The 18,257-nt window shown below is 74.0% G+C and carries 15 protein-coding genes and 5 tRNA genes; 7 read left to right on the plus strand and 13 right to left on the minus strand.

Annotation, left to right across the window (positions count from 1 at the left end; translation table 11 throughout):
* Positions 1-196: 196 nt before the first annotated feature.
* The 4 genes from QOL15_RS08065 to QOL15_RS08080 all read right to left on the minus strand — a co-directional run bounded on the left by QOL15_RS08065 (position 197) and on the right by QOL15_RS08080 (position 6,180).
* Positions 197-3,574, minus strand: coding sequence for an ATP-binding protein (locus QOL15_RS08065; RefSeq protein WP_071247187.1), 3,378 nt, complete (start codon positions 3,572-3,574; stop codon positions 197-199).
* Positions 3,571-4,422, minus strand: coding sequence for a DUF4194 domain-containing protein (locus QOL15_RS08070; RefSeq protein WP_083393975.1), 852 nt, complete (start codon positions 4,420-4,422; stop codon positions 3,571-3,573). Before QOL15_RS08070 ends, QOL15_RS08065 begins: the two co-directional genes overlap by 4 nt.
* Positions 4,419-5,939 carry a DUF3375 family protein gene (locus QOL15_RS08075; RefSeq protein WP_071247185.1) on the minus strand — a complete coding sequence of 507 codons (1,521 nt, stop codon included), beginning with the start codon at positions 5,937-5,939 and terminating at the stop codon, positions 4,419-4,421. The genes QOL15_RS08070 and QOL15_RS08075 overlap by 4 nt, the downstream gene beginning before the upstream one ends.
* A gap of 168 nt (positions 5,940-6,107) precedes the next feature.
* Positions 6,108-6,180: transfer RNA gene (locus QOL15_RS08080), tRNA-Val, on the minus strand.
* A 391-nt stretch (positions 6,181-6,571) separates the two neighbouring features.
* On the opposite strand from QOL15_RS08080, the gene QOL15_RS08085 reads away from it, so the two are divergent.
* From QOL15_RS08085 to QOL15_RS08095, 3 genes are all read left to right on the plus strand, one after another.
* Positions 6,572-6,643 (plus strand) — tRNA-Gly (locus QOL15_RS08085).
* Positions 6,644-6,725: 82 nt separating this feature from the next.
* Positions 6,726-6,799 (plus strand) — tRNA-Cys (locus QOL15_RS08090).
* 45 nt (positions 6,800-6,844) lie between these two features.
* Positions 6,845-6,916 (plus strand) — tRNA-Val (locus QOL15_RS08095).
* A 320-nt stretch (positions 6,917-7,236) separates the two neighbouring features.
* On the opposite strand, the gene QOL15_RS08100 is transcribed toward QOL15_RS08095, so the two are convergent.
* The 4 genes from QOL15_RS08100 to QOL15_RS08115 are packed head-to-tail and all read right to left on the minus strand — an operon-like array spanning position 7,237 to position 12,369.
* Positions 7,237-8,085 (minus strand): DUF6671 family protein, encoded by an 849-nt coding sequence (locus QOL15_RS08100; RefSeq protein ID WP_071247180.1) that lies wholly within the window; start codon positions 8,083-8,085, stop codon positions 7,237-7,239.
* Entirely contained in the window at positions 8,082-8,399 is a 318-nt protein-coding gene (locus QOL15_RS08105; RefSeq protein WP_065963965.1) for a DUF190 domain-containing protein, read from the minus strand. The genes QOL15_RS08100 and QOL15_RS08105 overlap by 4 nt, the downstream gene beginning before the upstream one ends.
* Positions 8,396-10,852, minus strand: a complete 2,457-nt coding sequence (locus QOL15_RS08110; RefSeq protein ID WP_071247179.1) for a putative inorganic carbon transporter subunit DabA — start codon at positions 10,850-10,852, stop codon at positions 8,396-8,398. The genes QOL15_RS08105 and QOL15_RS08110 overlap by 4 nt, the downstream gene beginning before the upstream one ends.
* On the minus strand, positions 10,849-12,369 hold the full coding sequence (locus tag QOL15_RS08115; protein ID WP_071247176.1) for a proton-conducting transporter membrane subunit: 1,521 nt from the start codon (positions 12,367-12,369) through the stop codon (positions 10,849-10,851). The genes QOL15_RS08110 and QOL15_RS08115 overlap by 4 nt, the downstream gene beginning before the upstream one ends.
* Before the next feature lie 105 nt (positions 12,370-12,474).
* On the opposite strand from QOL15_RS08115, the gene QOL15_RS08120 reads away from it, so the two are divergent.
* On the plus strand, positions 12,475-12,774 hold the full coding sequence (locus QOL15_RS08120; RefSeq protein WP_065963973.1) for a winged helix-turn-helix domain-containing protein: 300 nt from the start codon (positions 12,475-12,477) through the stop codon (positions 12,772-12,774).
* A 52-nt stretch (positions 12,775-12,826) separates the two neighbouring features.
* Positions 12,827-13,363: a hypothetical protein gene (locus QOL15_RS08125; RefSeq protein WP_071247174.1), complete on the plus strand. Its 537-nt coding sequence runs from the start codon at positions 12,827-12,829 to the stop codon at positions 13,361-13,363.
* A gap of 225 nt (positions 13,364-13,588) precedes the next feature.
* Here QOL15_RS08125 and QOL15_RS08130 read toward each other — a convergent pair whose 3' ends face one another.
* The 3 genes from QOL15_RS08130 to QOL15_RS08140 all read right to left on the minus strand — a co-directional run bounded on the left by QOL15_RS08130 (position 13,589) and on the right by QOL15_RS08140 (position 15,419).
* A complete protein-coding gene (locus QOL15_RS08130) occupies positions 13,589-14,335 on the minus strand; it encodes a hypothetical protein (RefSeq protein WP_071247172.1) in 747 nt (248 codons plus the stop codon).
* A 45-nt stretch (positions 14,336-14,380) separates the two neighbouring features.
* Positions 14,381-15,013, minus strand: coding sequence for a hypothetical protein (locus QOL15_RS08135; RefSeq protein ID WP_071247170.1), 633 nt, complete (start codon positions 15,011-15,013; stop codon positions 14,381-14,383).
* Positions 15,014-15,203: 190 nt separating this feature from the next.
* Complete coding sequence (locus QOL15_RS08140) at positions 15,204-15,419, minus strand: hypothetical protein (RefSeq protein ID WP_065963981.1); 216 nt, start codon at positions 15,417-15,419, stop codon at positions 15,204-15,206.
* 438 nt (positions 15,420-15,857) lie between these two features.
* Here QOL15_RS08140 and QOL15_RS08145 point away from each other — a divergent pair.
* A tRNA-Gly gene (locus QOL15_RS08145) sits at positions 15,858-15,929 on the plus strand.
* A 153-nt stretch (positions 15,930-16,082) separates the two neighbouring features.
* Here the strand turns inward: QOL15_RS08145 and QOL15_RS08150 are convergent.
* Both QOL15_RS08150 and QOL15_RS08155 read right to left on the minus strand, forming a co-directional pair.
* Positions 16,083-16,892 carry an FAD-binding oxidoreductase gene (locus QOL15_RS08150; protein ID WP_254784109.1) on the minus strand — a complete coding sequence of 270 codons (810 nt, stop codon included), beginning with the start codon at positions 16,890-16,892 and terminating at the stop codon, positions 16,083-16,085.
* Positions 16,889-17,482 carry a molybdopterin-dependent oxidoreductase gene (locus QOL15_RS08155; RefSeq protein WP_071247168.1) on the minus strand — a complete coding sequence of 198 codons (594 nt, stop codon included), beginning with the start codon at positions 17,480-17,482 and terminating at the stop codon, positions 16,889-16,891. The genes QOL15_RS08150 and QOL15_RS08155 overlap by 4 nt, the downstream gene beginning before the upstream one ends.
* A 215-nt stretch (positions 17,483-17,697) precedes the next feature.
* On the opposite strand from QOL15_RS08155, the gene QOL15_RS08160 reads away from it, so the two are divergent.
* Positions 17,698-18,234: an SIP domain-containing protein gene (locus tag QOL15_RS08160; protein ID WP_071247166.1), complete on the plus strand. Its 537-nt coding sequence runs from the start codon at positions 17,698-17,700 to the stop codon at positions 18,232-18,234.
* The last annotated feature ends 23 nt before the right edge of the window (positions 18,235-18,257 follow it).

Here is an 18,257-nt window from a genome sequence, read left to right on the forward strand (position 1 = left end):
GTACCGCGGTCGGTACGGAGGCAGCGTCACGACCGTCGCGTCCACCTCCGGCGCGCCGGACAGCCCGACGTCGAGGTTCCGCGACGCGCCGTCGACGGATCGCCGAGGTGTCACGTGCCGGGGTGCGGGGGCGCCCAGGTTCCAGAATTCTGGAACCTGGGCGCCCCGGACGCCCACCTCGGGGCCCCCGGGCGCCCTACCCCCGCGCGATCTCCGTGATCGACGAGTGCCCGGTGTCCGGGTGCTTCCGCATGGACAGCAGTCGCTCCATCGAGGGCTCGAGCGCCGTCACCTTGTCGAGCGGCGCACTCACGACGAGCTGGAAGCCCAGCCGGAGCCAGGCCGTCACCGCACGCCCGGCGAACTCGGAGTCCGCCTTGATGAACGCCTCGTCGAGGAACACCGGGGCGAACCGCGGCCGGGGCCGGGTCTCGTCGCCGAGCTGGTAGCGCAGGGCGGCGCCGACGATGAACGCCACGAGCTCCTGCGTCTCGCCGCCGGACTTGTCGCCGAGCGACGAGTACACGCCCAGGTCGTTGCCGTCGGTGTCGTACCGGACCGCCGTGATCTCCATGTGCCGACGGACGTCGAGCACGGCGTCGCGCTGCGTCGTCCGACCGCGAGGGGCACCGGGCTCGGGGCGGATGACCGCCATGAAGCGCCGGAGTCGGCGGAAGCGGGTCTCGAGCACGTCGTCGGTCAGCTCGGTGTCGACCGAGGCGGACAGGGCACGGAGCTCCCGGCGGAACGCGGTGACGTCCTCGCGGGTGACCCGGCGGATCTGGATCTTCAGCCGGTCCCGGTTCGCACCGAACGGCAGCTCCCGCAGGATCTCGTTGACCGGCTCGAGCCGCTCCTCGATCTCGACGACGGCCCGGTCGAAGGCGCCCGCGAGCGGCACGAGGTCCTCGCCGCTCCACTGCGACAGCCGCCGACGCCACTCGGTGCGGCGGGCGTGCAGGCCGGTCGCGAGGATCTGGTCGAGGATCGCGTGGTAGTCCGGGTACGACGCGACCCCGGTGCCGAGGTTCGGGTCGGGCCAGGCGTCCTGGTACCGCTGGAAGGTCAGCGTGAGGGCGGTCGACGCGGCGGCCGCCCCGTCGAGCGCCTGGGACAGCCGCTCCTCGAGCCGTCGGCGCAGGCGTCGGGTGGCGTCGTCGAAGCCGTCGATGCCGTCGGGGGCGCCGACCTCGTCGAACGCCTCGGCGAGCAGCCGGTCCTGCTCCTCGTCGGGCACCTGCGTCGGGGCCTCCTCGAAGCGCTCGAGGATCTCGGCCGCGGCGTCCTGGCCGTCGACGAGCACGGCGTGGCGCTCGTCGAGCCGGGTCACGCTGAGCCGCGCGGCGGACCGACGGTCCGCGGCCTCGTCGAGCGAGCGACGCAGCCGGGCGACGGACTCGCGCAGCGTGCGGAGCCCGTCGTCGGCGGCGAGCAGCGCCTGGCGTTCGGCGTCGAGCCGCTCGAGCGACGCCTCGACCCCGGCGACGTCGATCGCGTCCCAGGTGGTGTCGACGAGGTGCTGGTGGGCGGCACGGAGCACGTCGAGCGAGGTGAGGTCCTGCGCGACGTCGGTGCGGCGGGCCTCGAGGGTCGCGAGGTCCTGCGCGATCGCCGTCAGCTCCTGCTCGACGGACGCCTTCCGCGCCTCGTTCGTGAAGCCGATGACGTTCGACTGCCGGCGGTCGCCGTGGGCACCGCGTCGGCCGTCGCGCAGCTGACCGGAGGGCGTGACCCGTCGTCCGCCGCCACCGAGCTCGGCGGCCGTGTCGACGCAGCGCGCGTCGATGCGGTCCGACTCGATCCGCTCCCGCACCCAGGTGCTGAAGGGGGAGTCCTTGATCGTGAGCTTGCCGGACACCATCGCGGGGTCGCCGTCGAGGTCGAGGTGCGGGCCGGTCGGGACGCCCTCGAACTGCACACGGACGGGCAGGCGGAGCGCGTCGATGGCCTCGCTGAAGTCGGAGAGCCGGTCCTGGTCGACGAGCAGGGTGCGGGCGAGCGGGGCCAGGACGGACTCGATCGCGGTGCGCCACTGCTCCTCACCGGGGAGCACGTCGAGCAGCTCGGCCACGAAGGGCAGCGACGCGGGGTCGATCCCGGCGGCGCGGGCCATCGCGAGCCGTGCCTCGTGCATCGGCAGCGGCATCGCACCCTGGCGGTGCTCGAGCGACTGCCGCTCCTGGCGGAGGGTCCGCTCGCGGTCGAGGAGCGGGTACTCCTCGCGGGTCAGGGCGTCCCGTCGGGCGTCGAGCTCGGCGCGCCGGTCCGCGACCGCCCCGAGGAACTCCCGGGACGAGCGCTGCGCCGCGGCGAACGCGGTCTCGTCGTCGAGTGTGAGTCCGAGCGGCGCGGTGCGCTCCTCGAAGGTCGTGCGGGTGCGGGCGACCGCGTCGCGTTCCCGGGTTCGCCGCTCGATGCGGTCCTCGAGCTGAGCGAGCGCGTTGCCGCCCTGGTCGCGCAGACGGCCCTCGGCCTCGCGGAGCTCGATCTCGACCGCACCGTGGCGGGCCTCGGTCGCGGCGACGTCGGCGCGCGCGGCGGTGGCCTCACGACGGTTGCGGGCGACCTCGGCGTCGAGCAGCGCGCGCTTCCGCGACGCCGTCCAGTGCGCGAAGGGTGAGACCTCGGCTCCCGTGGCGATCCCGTCGAGGGCACGGGCGGCGGTCGTCGCACGGTCGATCTCGTCGTGCAGCTCGACGATGGGCGCGAGGATGCGGACCTTGCGCTCCTCGGTGTCCATCGCCTCGTACGCCTCGTCGAGCGCCGAGAAGTGCGCGAGCGCACGGTCGGCCGCCTCGTACGTCCCGGGGGTCTCGAGCACGAGCGACTTGTACAGCGCGTCGACGGTCGGCAGGTGCTGGCCGGCCTGGATCCGCGCGAGCAGCCGCATCGCCCGGTTGCCACCACCCGAGTCGCCGATGCCCAGACGGGTCTGCAGCGTGTAGGCGAGCTCCTGGTAGGTGTCCCGCACGACGAGTCCCGGCACGCGGCCGGTCAGCTCGAGGTGGTGGAAGCGCGACGGCACGAACTCCTCGAGCCGCCGCAGGTCGAAGGTGTCGTCGACGGTCGCCATCGTCATCTGGATGTCGCCGACGCCACGCGCCCGCTTCGGCACCACGTACGCCCGCAGCACCGTGAAGCGCCGCTCGTCGTCGTTCCGGAACGTCACCGCGACCGCGCCCCACGTGGTCTGGTCGTCGCCGCGCAGGTTCACGTCGCGCAGCGCGCCGGTCTCGGGGTCGCGGCGGGTGTCGACCTTGCCGCGCAGGTACGTCAGCAGGTTGCGCTGGTCGGCACTGCGCGCCCGCCCCGTGGTCGCGTCGTTCGACGCGCCGTTGAACGGCACGTCGGACGGCATCATCACCGCGAGGTACGCGTCCATGAGCGTCGACTTGCCGGTCCCGGAGGCACCGGAGATGAGCGTCGCCGTGCCGGACAGCTCCACGTGGCGGTGGCCGTGGAAGCCGCCCCAGTTCACGACCTGCATCGACTCGGCGCGCCACTGCGCGACCGTGTCGAAGAGCGCGGGCGTCCCGAGGTCGAGGCCGGACAGGCCGGTGGCGGTGTCGGTCATGCGCTCGGCTCGCCTTCGTCGTCGGTGTCGGTCGGGTCGGCCGGGAGGCCCGGGTCGCCGCCGTCGGTCGGCGCACCACCGTCGGTGGTCGCGCCCTGCAGCCAGCGGTCGAGGTCGCGGAGCTGGTCGAGGGGGAGCAGGACCTCGACGACGCTCGCGACGCGGAAGCGGTCCGGGTCGGTGGTCTTCACCAGGATGCGCGAGGTCACGAGGCGGTCGATCGCCTTCGCGACGCGGGACTCGTCGCGGGTGCGGTCGGTGGTCGGCGGGAGGAAGCCGGCGACGTGCCCGAGGATCTCGGACCGGTCGACCACGACCTGGTCGAGGCCGGGGCGGGCGTCGGCGCGGAGCCGCATGCGCAGGTAGACGAGGACGATCGTCTCCTCGCGCGTGTACGGGACGTCGCGCAGCAGGGTCGGGAAGGTGCGGCGCTGGCTCTCCGAGCGGGCCTGGCGCTTCCACGCGACCTCGCGCACGCGGTCCACGTGCAGCTCGAGGAACAGGTCGTTGCACCGCGAGCGCAGCTGGTGCTCGCCGTCGGTGATCGCGCGCCACTCGTCGGCGTGCGTCCGGGCACTGACGTAGGTGTTGCGGAGCAGTGCCACGAGCGCGCGTCGCTGCGGTTCGTCGAGCCGGCCCTCGTCGCCCTCGAACAGGGCGAAGGTCGTCTGGTCGCGCTCCTCGTCGACGGTGTCGTCCGCGCTGGCCGGGTCGAGGCCGTCGGCGGGACCGGACCGGTCCGCCGGGTCGGCGGGGACCGCGTCGGGGACGTGCGCCGCGTCGCGGTGGTGGGTGTCGCCGTGGTCGGTGACCACCTGGTCGACGGGTGCCGGCGTCGTGTCGCTCACCGTGCCTCCTGGCCGTTGTCGTCGTGCGGGTCGTGGGCCGACGTGCCGGGGAGGGCCGCGGTCGGCATGTGGAAGGTGACCGTCTCGCCGTCGGGACGCACCGTGTGGTGGGCGACCACGTGCGCGGCGGACTCGAAGTCCTCGCGCCCGGTGAGCAGGTGGGCGAGACCGAAGAGCTCGACCGGGCGCCGTTGCTCGGGCGGCAGGGCGTGGAACGCGTCGGCGCTGTCCGGCGCGGCGGAGCGGAGCACGGCGCGCAGCTCGGTGAGGAGCGGACCGCCGTGGCGGCGGAGGCTCTCCACGTCGAGTTCCTCGAAGACGTCGTCGTCCGGTTCCTCGATGGGCGGCGGGACGGCGTCGTCGTCGGGGTCGTGGAAGCGCTCGCGGAGCGTGCCGACCTCGGCGGTCGCGGGCAGCAGGCGGAGGGGGACGCGGTCGCGGGCGGTCCCGCGCTCGATCCAGGCGGCGAGCCCGCGGTTCACCGAACGCAGGACGGCGTCGAGCTCGCGGTCGCGGACGACGTCGTGCGCCACGATCTGGTCGCGGAGCGTGGCGGTGAGCTGCCGGCGCTGGGCGAGGACGTCCTCGATGCCCTGGCGGAGGATCGCGACCGTGTTGCGGAAGGCGCGTCGCTCCCCGGCGCCGAGCGACTCGGCGAAGGGGTGGGCGAGGATCGTGCCGATGTCGTCGCGCAGCCGGAGGAGCAGGCCGTCGTCGCGGAGCAGTTCGAAGGCGCCCTCGAACGCGCGGCCCTCGGGGGTGGCCTGCATGAGGTTGTCGGTGCGCGCGAGGTAGTCGTCGAGGATCTCGCCGATCGGGCGGACCTCCTGCCGGAAGTCCTCGACGATCTCGCGGTGCATCGCCGCCACGGCCTCCTCGACGCGCTTGAAGTCGCTCGGGAGCTGGCGGATGAGGTCCGAGATGTTCGTGTAGCCGTCGCGCATCCGGTCGTCGTCGACCGTCGTGGCCTCCTCGCCGGACAGCAGGCGTTCCCGCTGCGCCTGCAGTTCGGCGATCTGGGCGTCGAGCCGGCGGACCTGTTCCTCGGGGTCCGGCTCGGCGCGGGCGGCCCAGCGGTGCACGGCGTCGACGATCATGGCGAGGCGGCTCTCGCTGATCAGGGCGCGGTCGGCCGAGAGGGCGTCGACGAGGCTCAGTGCCTCGAGCGCGTGGCTCGTCAGCGAGTACTGCTCGTCGCCGTCGGGGGAGTTCGAGCGGACGAGCCACTGCGCCGCGACCCAGTCCCGGCAGAGCGCGCGGCCGTTCGGTCGTGCGTCCGCTTGGTCGCCCTCGGCCTGGTCGCCCGCCGGCACGCGTGCGCCGGTCGCACGCAGGCGCGCGACGTGTTCCTCGACCTGCAGGTGCATCCGGTCGGCGGGGACGTACTGCACGTCGCGGTCGAACACCGTGCGGAAGACCGCGAGCACCGCGGCGCTGGTGGGGCGGGAGACGAGCCGGAGCGTCGGGCGGTCGAGCACGGCGCGGACGCGTGCGAACTCGAGGTCGACGTCGGTCATGCTGCCTCTCGGGTCGTCGGTCGTCGGTCGTCGGGTCGTGGTGGCTCGTGGTTCGCGCGTGTGCGGGCCCGGGCGCTGTCCGGTCCTGACGGAGGGCCGCCAGGGGAAACGAAAAGCCCGGCGCGGTGTGGCGCCGGGCTTCTCGGTGCCGGTGGTGGCCGGCGGGGGTGGGCGATACCAGACTCGAACTGATGACCTCTTCGGTGTGAACGAAGCGCGCTACCAACTGCGCCAATCGCCCCCTGCACTTGCGTGCCAGTCGATAGTAGCGGAAGTCCGGGGCTCCTCCGAACACTGCGCGCAGCCCGGGTGTGGCGCGGGTCTCGGGGGCGGGTTCCCGTCCGTCTGCGTGTCCGCGTTCCCGCCCGCGATGGAGCAGCAACTGTCGGGTCCGCGCTCCCGACCCGACACTTGCTGCTCCATCCCGGGCCCGTGCGGCCCGGCGGGGCGCCCGGGGACAGGGTCGGGAGGGCTGCGATCCGCGTGAAATCGGGGGACACGCCCGGTGAACGGCGAGGATTTTGGCGGAAGCGCCCGGGTTCGTATAGAGTTCTTCTCGTCGCCGCGACAGCGGAGAGACACGGACTGAACGAGACACGCTCTTCGGAGCAACGCCTCGGTCGGGCCGGATTGCGGATGTGGCGCAGTGGTAGCGCATCACCTTGCCAAGGTGAGGGTCGCGAGTTCGAATCTCGTCATCCGCTCGAGTGTGGGAGTCCCCGGACGACCACGACTCACCAGAGAGTATCCCACCGTTCGGGTACTCACGGAGACGTGAACCTCGATGGTGGGGTGGCCGAGAGGCTAGGCAGCGGCCTGCAAAGCCGTCCACGCGGGTTCGAATCCCGTCCCCACCTCCAGCAACACCCTCCAAGACCATGCAGGACTTCGGTCAGCAGGTCTCTGGGCGATTGGCGCAGCGGTAGCGCGCTTCCCTGACACGGAAGAGGTCACTGGTTCGATCCCAGTATCGCCCACAGCAGGAAACCCCCGGATCATCCGATCCGGGGGTTTTCGTGTTCCCGGGTGTTGTTCCGGTTCCCGGGTGTTGTTCCGGCTGAATGCCCGGGCTCCCGGTGTCTCGGCGATCCGTCACGCGTCCCGCGGCCGAGCGCGCGCCGCGGGACGGCGCCGCACGGCCGACCGTCGATCGCCGACCGCCGACCGCCGACCGTCGATCGCCGACCGCCGACCGCCGACCGCCGATCGCCGACCGCCGACCGCCGAGCCGGACGAGCCGGACGAGCTGGACGAGCCGGGCCGGGCCGGGCCGGGCCGCGGGACGGACGGCCCAGCCTCACGGGTTGCAGACCTCGCACCACTCCGGCTCGATCGTCCCGGGGGAGCGCGGCACCACCTCCGTCGCGTCGCACACCGCGCACCCGAGCACGTCGGCGGCCACCCCCGCGGACGCGGTCCCGCACCCCGAGCACCGCAGGCCACGCTCGACCCCGACGCGCCCCCAGCCCGCCGAGCGGCACGCCGGGCACGGCCGCGCCAGCCGCTCGGCCATGCGACGGGACAGGTCGGCGATCACCCGTCGACGGGCCGGGTTCGCGTGGGCCCGCAGGTCCGGACCGATGAGCACGGTGCCGTCGTCGGGCGTCACGTCGGCGACCGCGTCGGCGACCGCCGCCGTGACCGCGGCAGCCGAGGTCAGACCCTTGCGGGCGACGGTCACCCCGTCCCGCCGCCAGACGACGACGGCGCGGGTGTCGGGGAAGCCGAACCGGGCGGCGACGGCGAGCGCGTCCCCGGGGTCGCGGAGTGTGACCGCACCCTGCCCGGGTGCGGGGACGACGGCTTCCTCGGTGAGGACCACCTCGCGATCGTCGTCGAGGAACACCAGCAGCTCGTGGTGGCTGCCGGTCGGCCACGCGCTCGTGTACGTGGCCTCGGACGCGAGCGCGAACCGGTGCCCCGTCAGCGCGATGCCGAGTCGTGCCTTGTCGAGTGCCGCCTGCCGAGGTGTGCGCACCCTGGCGGTCTCGCCCGTGAACGTGCCGAACTGGTCCGTGTCGATGTCCTCCGGTGCCACCACCCGCGCGTCGAGGAGCTCGCGGAAGACCTCGGCGGCCTGGTCCTGCTTGCCGTGCCGGGTCGCGAAGACGACGGTGGCACCACGGTGACGGTCCGCGTCGGTCACTGGAAGTACTGGGAGCGGGACACCCAGGTGTCGGTGATGAACATCACACCGCTCCCGCCCTCGAGCAGTTCGCGGAGCGCCTCGATCAACGGCTCGGCCCGCTCGGCCGGCAGGACCGTGATGGTCATCCCCAGCGCGTCGTGGTCGTTGAACAGGTGCCGCCCGTTGTGCGCTCCCGAGTGGCCGACGCCGGAGACGCCGGCGACGCTGGTGTAGCCGGTCGCACCCGCCGAGGTGATGAGCTCGTGGACCGCGGTGCTCACGTCCGAGGGCGCGATCACCTCGATGCGGATCATCGTGATGAGGTGGTTCATGAGGGGTTCCTCTCGTCGGTGGTGAAGCCGGCGGCGCGGTACCGCTGCCACGGCTGGTGGGGGTCCTGACGGGCGTGGAGGGAGATCCAGCCCCCGTCGAGCAGGGCGCGGAGCGCGTCGGTGGCCGCGACGATCTGCGCGATCCGGTCGAGCGGTGCCTGGATGAGCACGCTGAGCCGGAGGGGCTCGTGCAGCAGTCGACCGCCGACCGCGACCGACTGCCAGGGCAGACCGGTCCGCAGGTCCCCGGTGTGCCCGGCGAGCACCCCGAGGTCGCCGAGCGGGTTGTGCACGGTCTTGTTGCCGGCTCCGTGCCGCTCGGGGTTGATGGTCGAGAAGTAGTACTGCGCGTTGATCCACTGCGCGACGATGAGCGGCGCCGTCATGATGTTCGTCAGGGCACTGCCGTCCGGGTCGGCGGCGGGGTCGTAGTCGTGCAGGAACGTCCGGCGCTCCAGGTCGACGCCGCGGGTGATCGCCCGCGGCGCGATGATGATCGCCGCGTTGTTCGCGAGGCCGAGCTCCGGGTACATCTCGGACCCGTCGGTCGCGCGACGGCGGACCCGGCGCAGCGACGTCCGCTCGCCCGCACCCGGCAGGTCGCGGGCACGCTCGGCCGTCAGCGCGTCGCCGGCCACGGCGGCGGCGGCGAGCAGCCGGTCGACCGTCTCGCGGTGCGTGCCGGGGACCAGGTGCCGGTCGAGCACGGTGAGCCGGTCGGTCGTGGTCTCGTGCTCGGCGGCCACGAACCACGTCGTGTCCGGGATGGACAGACCGCGCTCGGCCAGGCGGCGGCGGACGGCGGGGTCGTTGCAGATCGCGGCGGCGGCACGGGCGTTCGCACCGCCGGGGTTGCCGCCGCAGGCACCGCAGTCGAGCGCGGCCCGGTAGGGGTTGTTGACGGTCTCGGTCCGGTGCCCGGTGAGCACGACCAGCGGCGCGAAGCGGGTCAGGCCGGTCATCCGCAGGGCGGCCTCGGCGGCGACGACCCGGTCGTCCAGGGGGATCTGCTCGCAGACGTCCAGGACGGTGTCCGGCGTCGGGATCCGACCTCCGTCACGGTTCCCGGTGACCGGGCGCACGAGGTCCGCCACGAGCGTGCCCCACCCGGACAGCTCCGCCCACCCGAAGGCCGACGCGGGGGTGCTGGCCACCCGCTTGGTCGTCGACCGGACGGCACCGGCGAGGGCCCGGCGGTCGCGGGCGCGACGGGCTGCCGCGGCGTCGACCGCCTGGTCCGTCACCTCGTACCCGGTGCTGAGCAGGGCGGGGTACTGCTCCCGCGGCTGCTGCCCGAACAGCGACGTGTACCGCAGCGGGACGCCGAAGAACCCGGCGAGGCCGAACGTCCGGACGCCGACGGTCAGCTCGAGGTGCCTGCGGAGGCCCTCGGACCGGGTGTCGATGCAGAACACCATCTGCACGTCGAGGCGCGCCTCCGGTGCCACCGTGTCGGCCGGCCCGCCCCGCGCGATGGTCGCCATCAGTCCGTCGCGGTAGGCCGTCTCCGCCGCGGTCTGCCACACCGTCGTGCGCGTCGCGGGGTCGAGCAGCCGCAGCACCCGGGACACGGCGATGCGTTCGGCCGGCGCAGGTTCGTGCGTCGTGTCGCCCACGCAGAGCCGGAGGGTCCGCTCGACCCAGCCGGCGTCCGGCGCGGCGACCGACACCCTGTCCGCCGCCGGAGCAGCGGCATCGACCGCGGGGACGTCCACCACCGCACCGAGGGCGTGCGTGAGGGCCAACCGGCACGCGACCAGGTCGGTCAACGTGGCGTCTCCGGTGTGCTGGGCCCGCCACGCCAGGTGGCTTGCCCACCCGGGCAGTGCGTGGAGCTGGGCGCCGACCACCGCGGCCCGTGACGCCGCCCCGATCCCGTTCGCCCGCAGGACCTCGGCGATCGCGGCCTCGGCGGTGGTCGGCAGTGCGAGCAGGGTGGTCCGGGCGCGCTTCGGCACGGTCCGGTCGTGCCCGGCCAGTTGCCGGAAGCGGTCGAAGAGCCCGGTACTGGGTGCCGGTGCCCAGACCGGGTCGGCCGAGAACCGCGCGAGGGACTGCGACAGGTACTGGTCGACCGGATCGAGGGCGTCGTCCCGCTCGGGGTCCGAGGCCGACGCGGCGTCGACCGGCGGGTGCAGCAGCGCGGCGACCGCGACGTCGAGTGCGGTGGACCGGCGTCCGGCGAGCTCGAGGTCGTCGGCGGTCGTCAGCGCCGGCAACACCTCGGCGACGGCGGTCCGCAGCGCGCCGAGGTCGACGTCGCCCTGCAGGTACTCGTGCTCCGGACGGGTCGGGGTCTCGCCGGGGACGGTGTGCAGCGCCTGCATCGGTCGGCGCAGGTGTCCCGAGGCGGGGTTGACCGCGATGAACGAGGTGAGCGGCCAGGTCGGGGTGATCGTCCGCGCGGCACCGGCGACGGCGGCGCGGACCTGGGGTGCGGATGGCTGGGTCATGCGGTCTCCTGGACGGGGCTCGTGGACGTCGGGCGGGCGAGGGTGCTGCGACGCATGAGCCGCAGGCGCGGGACGGGCGTGCCGGCGACCCGGGCGACCCAGCCGTAGAGCACGGGGTCGCGGGCGATCGGCAGGTGCGGCAGGAGCGACAGGGCGCCGACGACGAGCAGCGGGACGACGAGCACCCAGCCCGGCAGCGGATCGACGGCGGCGGGCACGTCGGACGACACCAGGGCGTCGAGGGCGTGGACGGCGGCCGTGTACACCGCGCTCGCCACGATCACGAGCGGGACCGCGAGCACCCGCACGCCGACGTGCCCCCCGCGGTTCGTCAGCACGCTGTGGAGCACGAGCGCGGCGGCGACCCACCCGGAGGCGGCGAGCACGGTGCTCGACAGGGTCGCCGGCCCGGTGGACAGCCACGCCGCGGGGACGATGCCGAGGCCCGGCAGGACGGTGGCCACGACCGCGGCGGCCCGGCGCTGCGCGGCCGGGGCGGGATCGGTCACCGGGGTGGCGAGCGCGCGGCGCTTGTCGTCCACCTGCTCGCCGGCCCGCAGGAACAGCCGCGCCTTGTACATGCCGTGGCCGACCAGGTGGAAGACCGCCGCACCCCAGGCGCCGACGCTCAGCGTCACGAGCATCACGCCCATCTGCGCGGTGGTCGAGGCGACGAGCCGTCCCTTCAGGTCGGCGCGCACCAGGTACCCGGCGGAGCCGACGACCATGCTCGCCGCCCCGCACGCCCCGAGCAGGGCGAGCGCGGCCGGGTGGGCGGTGACCATCGGGGCGAAGCGGATCACGAGGAACGCGGCGGCGTTCACCAGCCCGGCGTGCATCACCGCCGAGACGGGCGTCGGCGCGGCGAGCGTGGTCCGGAGCCAGCCGTCCAGCGGGAACTGCGCGGACCGCGAGACGCACGCGACGACCAGGAGCAGGGCGACCACAGCCGCCGACCAGGCCGGGAGGCGCTCGGTCACCGCCGCCAGGCGCGCCCACTCGACGTCGCCCCGCGCCGTCCCGCTGACGGTCACGACGGCCGCCCAGAGCGCCAGGTCGCCGACGGCGAGCTGCCGCAGGGCTCGCGCGACGCCGTCGCGTGCCTGGCGGGACCGTCGGTAGGTCGCGAGCAGGACGATCAGCGCAGCGCCCGCGACGGTCCACGCGACGGCGAACCACAGCACCGACGGCGCGAGCACCAGACCGACGGCCGCGGCGGTGAGCACGTTCACCCACACCACGAACCGGCGCTGCCCGGTGTCTCCGCGCAGGTGCGCCACCGCGAACCGCTGGATCCACACGCTGAGACCAGCGACGAAGACGGCCGCGAGGACGGCGAACCAGGCCGGCCCGGCACCGGTCGTCCACCGGAGGACGACCGAGCCCACGGCGGCCGCGATGCCGACCGAGCCGACTCCGACTGCGAGTGATGCCGCTCGTGCTGGGGGGATCCCGGGGTGTGCCGCCGCTGCGGCACCGACCAGCCACACCAGGGCTGCCACGAACTCGAGGACCATGAGCGTCCCGCCTTTCCGGATTCGGATTACGTGCTAACCATAACCGGACTTCAATGTCGTGTAACGCAGATCACCTGAGAGGGCGTCGAGGTCTACGCTGGGCCCGTGACGCAGTGGACCTTCCTCACCAACCACGCACACGTGCTGTTGTGCGTGGCGGCGAACCCGGACGCGCGCGTGCGGGAGATCGCGCAGACCGTGGGCGTCACCGAGCGGGCGACGCAGCGGATCCTCACCGAGCTCGAGGACGCCGGCTACCTCACGAAGGCGCGCGACGGTCGGCGGAACCGGTACACGCTGAACCCGGACGCGCGGATGCGGCACCCGATGGACCAGGAACACCACATCGGCGAGCTGGTGACCCTGCTCACGGCGCAGCCGGCTGCGCAGGGGCCGGCCGAGTAGTGCGTCCGGGTGGGGATCGCCGCGCCGACGTCGCAGTGTCGGGCGTCCCGTCGTGAGCCGGCTCCGTGCCTGGTGGCGGTCGGTGAACGAGCAGCCCCGACCGAGCGTCTACGACGCCGGACGGGCGACCATCCCGTACCCGCCCCTCGACCGCAGTGAGCTCGCGCGCTTCCACCGGTGCGAGACGTACCTGCTCCGCGAGGTCGTCGATGCCCGCTCCTGGGGTCGGCAGGTGGATGCTCGCGGTGTGCCGTTCCCGACGAACGGCTGGCTCGTCATGCCGGGGCGGGTGTACTCGGCGCTGATGGACGACACCCGCGGCTCCGGGCCCCGTCGACCGGTCATGGACGCCGTCGTCACCTGGCTCGCCGACGCCGGTGCGCTGCAACCGCTGTCGGAACGGATCCGGGACGACATCGCGGCGTCGAACCTCGAGGAGCGCCGACGGGACGGCGTCGGGTACATCGGCGCCGACCAGCCACGTGACTGGGACCACGACACGTGGCAGGTGGATCCCGACCGGATGCTCGAGGTGTACCCGCACCTCGCCGACGCGAACATCGACTGGGAGCGTGCGGCGGCGCCGTGACCGACGGTGTCGCGCCTCCGACGAGGCCGAGGCGACCACCGACCACTCCTCGTCGCCGGAAGCGACGCGCCGCAGCGGGACGGTCTGTCAGGATCGGGGCGGTCGGGGACATTCCTCCCCTGGGCCGTCTCCAACTGCACGCTCACGGACGACTCGGTGACGTCGGAGTACGTCGCGAGCGGGCTCTCCGACGCACACTGAGCCGGACGCCGTCAGCAGCGGCAGTCAGTCCTCGGGCAGCGACCGGACCCAGTCCTCGAACGTCCGCGCGTCGTCCTCGGAGAGGACGGCCGCGGGCGGGACGCCCTCGCCGCCGGCGTGGAGGAACACCGTGCCGTCCGGCAGGTCCGTCGTGACCTCGCCGATGATCGAGTCGGACGAGGCGACGCCGGCGCGGGCCAGGAACATCAGCGGGGCTCCCGGAGCCGAGTCGGCGATCTGCCGCTCGGCGTCGACGAAGGCGGCCAGGTCGGACACCAGGAACGTCGAGGTCGCGCTGCCGGTCCGGACGGAGACCGCGTGCGCGGACCGACGACCGAGGTCGTGCTCGGTCGGGACGGCGGTCACCCCGGAGCCGGTCCACGGCCGGACCTCCGTCGACGCGACCTTGCGGGCGGGACGCGGAGCCGGTCGCTTCGGGAACGCCGCGGTGACCGCGAACGCACCGATCATGACCGCGAAGCCCCACGCCGGCGCGGCGGCGACGTGCAGGCGTGCGAGCAGGACGACCCCGGCGACCCATCCGAGCACCGGCAGGAGCGGGAACCACGCCGACGTGCTGTCGCGTCCGAGACGCCAGGCGACCGCGCCGTAGGCGAGCCCGGCGACCGTGGGCAGCCAGAAGTCGAGCGGGTGCGCGGCGATGATCCCGCGGTGCAGGACGACCGTCGCGACGGCGAGGAGGACGGCGAAGGCCCCGTTGAAGAGCTGCGCGGTGCGGCGCTCGCGCTCGCGCCTGGTGAGCGTGGTCATGTTCCCCCGGTGGTGTGCGGCCGGTCGTGACGGTCCGGCCAGCGGTCAGCGTACGTCGGCGGTGCGCCAGAGCCAGCGAACGCCACGGCCGACCGGCGCGAACACCACGGGGGCGAACAGCAGCGCGGCGACGAGCAACACGAGCAGTGCGAGCAGCGCCGGGAGTGCGAGGGCGACGCCGAGGCTGTCCTGGGGCAGCGCGAGCAGGGCCGGGGTGTACCCGATGCACACCAGGTAGCCGAGTCGGAGCGCCCCGAGGACGGCGAGCAGGATGCCGACCGCCCGTGGCCAGCGGACGGTCCGAGCAGCGACGAGGACCCCGGCGACGGCGACGAGCGCCACGGCGACGAGGAACAGGACCCCGGCGGGGGAGACGAGGACGACACCGCTCGGGTTCGGGAGCTCCCCGCTGAGCGTGCCGAGCGCGATGCCCGCACCGAGGACCATCGTCGGCAGGTCCTTGCGGCGCTGCCCGAGCACGATCGCCACCACGGCCAGCACGGCACCGAGCAGACCGAGCAGGCGGACGGCGGTCGCGGAGACGTCTCCGCCGGCGAGTTCCACGACGGGCGCCACCGCGGTCGCGAGCAGGGCGGCGGTCATGCTCACCGCGGTCGCGCGTGCGGCCGAGCCGTCCCCGCGGGGTCCCGTCTCGCCCGTGCCTGCCGTCTCCGTCATCGCCGTCCCTCCGTCGGTGCCACGACCGTACCGCCCGGGTGGTCGCGGCCGCTGCCCCCACAGCTGCGACCGCGACCAGGCGGGTTCCCCACCTCGACCAGGGTGCTGCAACCGGTCGGCCAGCCGCATCATCCGGAGGGCGGAACGTGCGACGGGCAGTCGTCCGGACCCGACCTCGGCCGGGGCGCGCTCAGGGGTGCCGGACGGGGTGGTAGATCGCGATGGGCGGTGCGGACGGGTCGCCGTCGTCGTGCGCGTCGCCGGTGGCGAGCCAGGTCGTCCCCTCGTGCTCGATCGTCGTCGGCAGGTCGCCGTGGACCAGGATGCGGACCGCGGGCGCGTCGCCGTCGATCAGGTCGACGCCGTGGGCCTCGGTGCCGCCCGGGTTGTCGTGCACGTAGCTCATGGCACCAGTGAACCCGCGGGCCCTGGGAGCGGGGGCCGGTCGGGCCGTTCGCAGCGTTCGGGCTGCCGCGACCGGCCCGGCCGGGTGCGTCCGGCCGCTCGCAGCGTTCGGGTCGCCGCGATCGGCCGGACGGCGGGGTGGGTGGCCCCGGGTGCTGCGCGGGTCTGGCCGACGACGGGCACCGAGGAGACATCCGGAGCCGGAGGCCGTCCGGATTGGTCCCGGTCCGCGCCGTGCGGTTTCCCGCGATCCCGCAGTCCCGTGCCCCGGGATCCCGCACGATCCGGCTCCGGCCGGTGGTCAGCGGCCACGGGACCCCGGGAGGTGCTCGTCCGTCCGGCGGTCCACGGCACCCAGGGTGCGAGCCGGACGCGCGACGCGCCCGGCACCGCGGGGATGCCGGGGTCTGCGGCCGGGCGCGCTAGAGTGGTGTCGTACGCGGATGTGGCGCAGTGGTAGCGCATCACCTTGCCAAGGTGAGGGTCGCGAGTTCGAATCTCGTCATCCGCTCGGACAGAAGGCCCCGGTCACCGACCGGGGCCTTCGTCGTTGCCGGCGCGGATCAGGTCCGCGGTGCCGGGCCCCGGCACCGATCGGGTCCCGGTGCAGATCCGGGCCCCGGCACCGATCGGGTCCCGGTGCAGATCCGGTCCGCGGCGCGGATCAGGCCCCGCCGAACCGTTCCGCGCGGACGTCCGACGTGTCGTGGCCGAGCTCCCCGAGCCACCGCAGCACCTGCTCCACGAACGGGGTCGACCCGCAGACGTAGACCAGGGCGCCGGCCTCGGGCGGGAGCACCGACCCCTCCAGGCGGTCCCGGGTCAGGCGTCCCACGGGCTCGTCCGACCCGTCGGGACCGCGGCGGCTGTACACGTGCGTCACCTCGAGCGGAGCGTCGGCACGGCGGGCGTCGTCGAGCTCGGTGCGGAAGAAGACGTCCTCCGGCGTGCGGGTCGCGTACAGCAGGCGGAACGGCTGCGGGTCGTCGGCCTCGGCGTGCGCGACGATCATCGGCAGCAGCGGGACGAACCCCGACCCGCCCGCGACGAGCTGCACCGGGCGCGCCGAACCCGTGGGACGCCAGACGAACCAGCCACCGAGCGGACCGTGCACGTCGAGGCCGTCGCCGACCTCGATCGCGTCGACGAGGAACGGCGAGACCTCGCCGTCGTCGACCCGGTCCACCGCGAGCGTCACGCGCGTGCCGTCGCCGGAGGACGCGATCGAGTACGACCGCGAGGCCTGGTAGCCGTCCTCGGCCGTGAGGCGGAGGTCGAGGTGCTGACCGGGTTCGTTGCCGGGCCACGTCGGTACGTCGAGGACGAGTCGGCGGGCGTTCGGGGTCTCCGGCGCGACGGACGCGACGGTCGCGGCGTGCCAGGCCGGGCGCCTGCGGGCCGTCGCCGACGGTGCGGCGGCGGGGCGGGCCTCCAGACCGGGTGCCGGCGCGTCGGACGGAACGGCCGCGCTCACCAGTACCGCTCTTCCTTCCACGGGTCACCGTGCATGTGGTAGCCGGCGTCCTCCCAGAAGCCGGGCTGGTCGTCGGCCTGCATGACGATCCCGCTGACCCACTTCGCGCTCTTCCAGAAGTACAGGTGGGGGACCAGCAGACGGGCGGGACCGCCGTGCTCGGGCGTCAGGGGAGCGCCGTCGGCCTCGAACGCGATCCACGCCTTGCCGTGCAGCAGGTCCTCGAGCGGGACGTTCGTCGTGTAGCCGCCGGTGCTGTGGACCATGCAGTACCCGAGGGCGGTGTCGACCTCGGCGAAGAGCCGGTCGAGCGGGACACCCCGCCACGCCATGTCGAGCTTCGTCCAGTGCGTCACGCAGTGGATGTCGACGGTGACGTCCTCGACGCCGAGCGCCCGGACCTCGTCCCACGTCCAGGTGCGCAGGCCGGACTCCGTGCGGATCGAGAAGGTCCAGTCGGCCGGCGCGACGTCGGGGGTGGCACCCGCCGAGAGGACGGGCCAGTCGCCGACCAGGGTCTGCCCCGGAGGGATCCGCGCGTCGTCGCGGTCGTCCCGTCGCCGACCGAAGCCGCGGGTGAACGTCGCCATGGGTGCTCCTTCGTCCGGCCGTCGCTCACGATCATGCCGGGTCGGCGGGCGGGACGCACGGGCGGCGCGGCGGGTCGGGCGCGGCGGGTCGGGCGTGGCGGCTCGGGCGCGGCGGGTCGGGCGCGGCGCGTCGGGCGCGGCGCGTCGGGCGTGGCGGGTCGGACTCCTGCCACTGTCCCAGCCGACGCGTCGGTGGCAGCGCGTAGCCTCGTGCCATGTCCGGGAGCGACGAGCACCCCACCGACCACACCGACGACGACCACGCATCGAACGACGGCCACGCACCGGACGACGCCCACGCCACGGGCGACGTCCACCCCCTGGGCGACCTCCACACCGACCAGGGCCCGATCACCGACCGCGTCCTCGTGGCGGGCGGGCTCGCCGACCTGCCCGAGGTCCGCCGCATCCTCGAGGAGCTGCCCGACTCCGCGTACGGCCAGGTCTTCGTCGAGGTCGCCTTCGCCGACGAGGTCCGGATCCTGCCCGCCCCGCCGCACCTGACCGTGACGTGGCTGGTCCGCAGCGACTGGCCGTCGACCATCACGACGCTGCTGTTCGCCGACCACGGCGAACTGCTCGCCGACGCCGTCACGGCCTGGGCCGCGGAGTGGTGCGTCGTCGGTTCCGAGCCCTACACCGCGGTGTGGATCGGGTGCGTCGACAGCCCCTGGGTCGAGCGTGCCCGGTCGATCGTGCAGATCGACCTCGCCGCCACCGGGCAGCAGGTGCAGGTGGAGTCCGGCGGCTGACCGCTGGTCGCGCCCGTCACGGA

This window comes from Curtobacterium sp. MCBA15_012, assembly GCF_001864935.2.
GTDB lineage: Bacteria > Actinomycetota > Actinomycetes > Actinomycetales > Microbacteriaceae > Curtobacterium.

Coding starts and splice junctions, on each gene's coding strand:
- QOL15_RS08065 (WP_071247187.1), bottom strand. CDS start 3,574: ATGACCGACACCGCCACCGGCCTGTCCGGCCTCGACCTCGGGACGCCC.
- QOL15_RS08075 (WP_071247185.1), bottom strand. CDS start 5,939: ATGACCGACGTCGACCTCGAGTTCGCACGCGTCCGCGCCGTGCTCGAC.
- QOL15_RS08105 (WP_065963965.1), bottom strand. CDS start 8,399: ATGAACCACCTCATCACGATGATCCGCATCGAGGTGATCGCGCCCTCG.
- QOL15_RS08110 (WP_071247179.1), bottom strand. CDS start 10,852: ATGACCCAGCCATCCGCACCCCAGGTCCGCGCCGCCGTCGCCGGTGCC.
- QOL15_RS08115 (WP_071247176.1), bottom strand. CDS start 12,369: ATGGTCCTCGAGTTCGTGGCAGCCCTGGTGTGGCTGGTCGGTGCCGCA.
- QOL15_RS08130 (WP_071247172.1), bottom strand. CDS start 14,335: ATGACCACGCTCACCAGGCGCGAGCGCGAGCGCCGCACCGCGCAGCTC.
- QOL15_RS08135 (WP_071247170.1), bottom strand. CDS start 15,013: ATGACGGAGACGGCAGGCACGGGCGAGACGGGACCCCGCGGGGACGGC.
- QOL15_RS08140 (WP_065963981.1), bottom strand. CDS start 15,419: ATGAGCTACGTGCACGACAACCCGGGCGGCACCGAGGCCCACGGCGTC.
- QOL15_RS08155 (WP_071247168.1), bottom strand. CDS start 17,482: ATGGCGACGTTCACCCGCGGCTTCGGTCGGCGACGGGACGACCGCGAC.
- QOL15_RS08160 (WP_071247166.1), top strand. CDS start 17,698: ATGTCCGGGAGCGACGAGCACCCCACCGACCACACCGACGACGACCAC.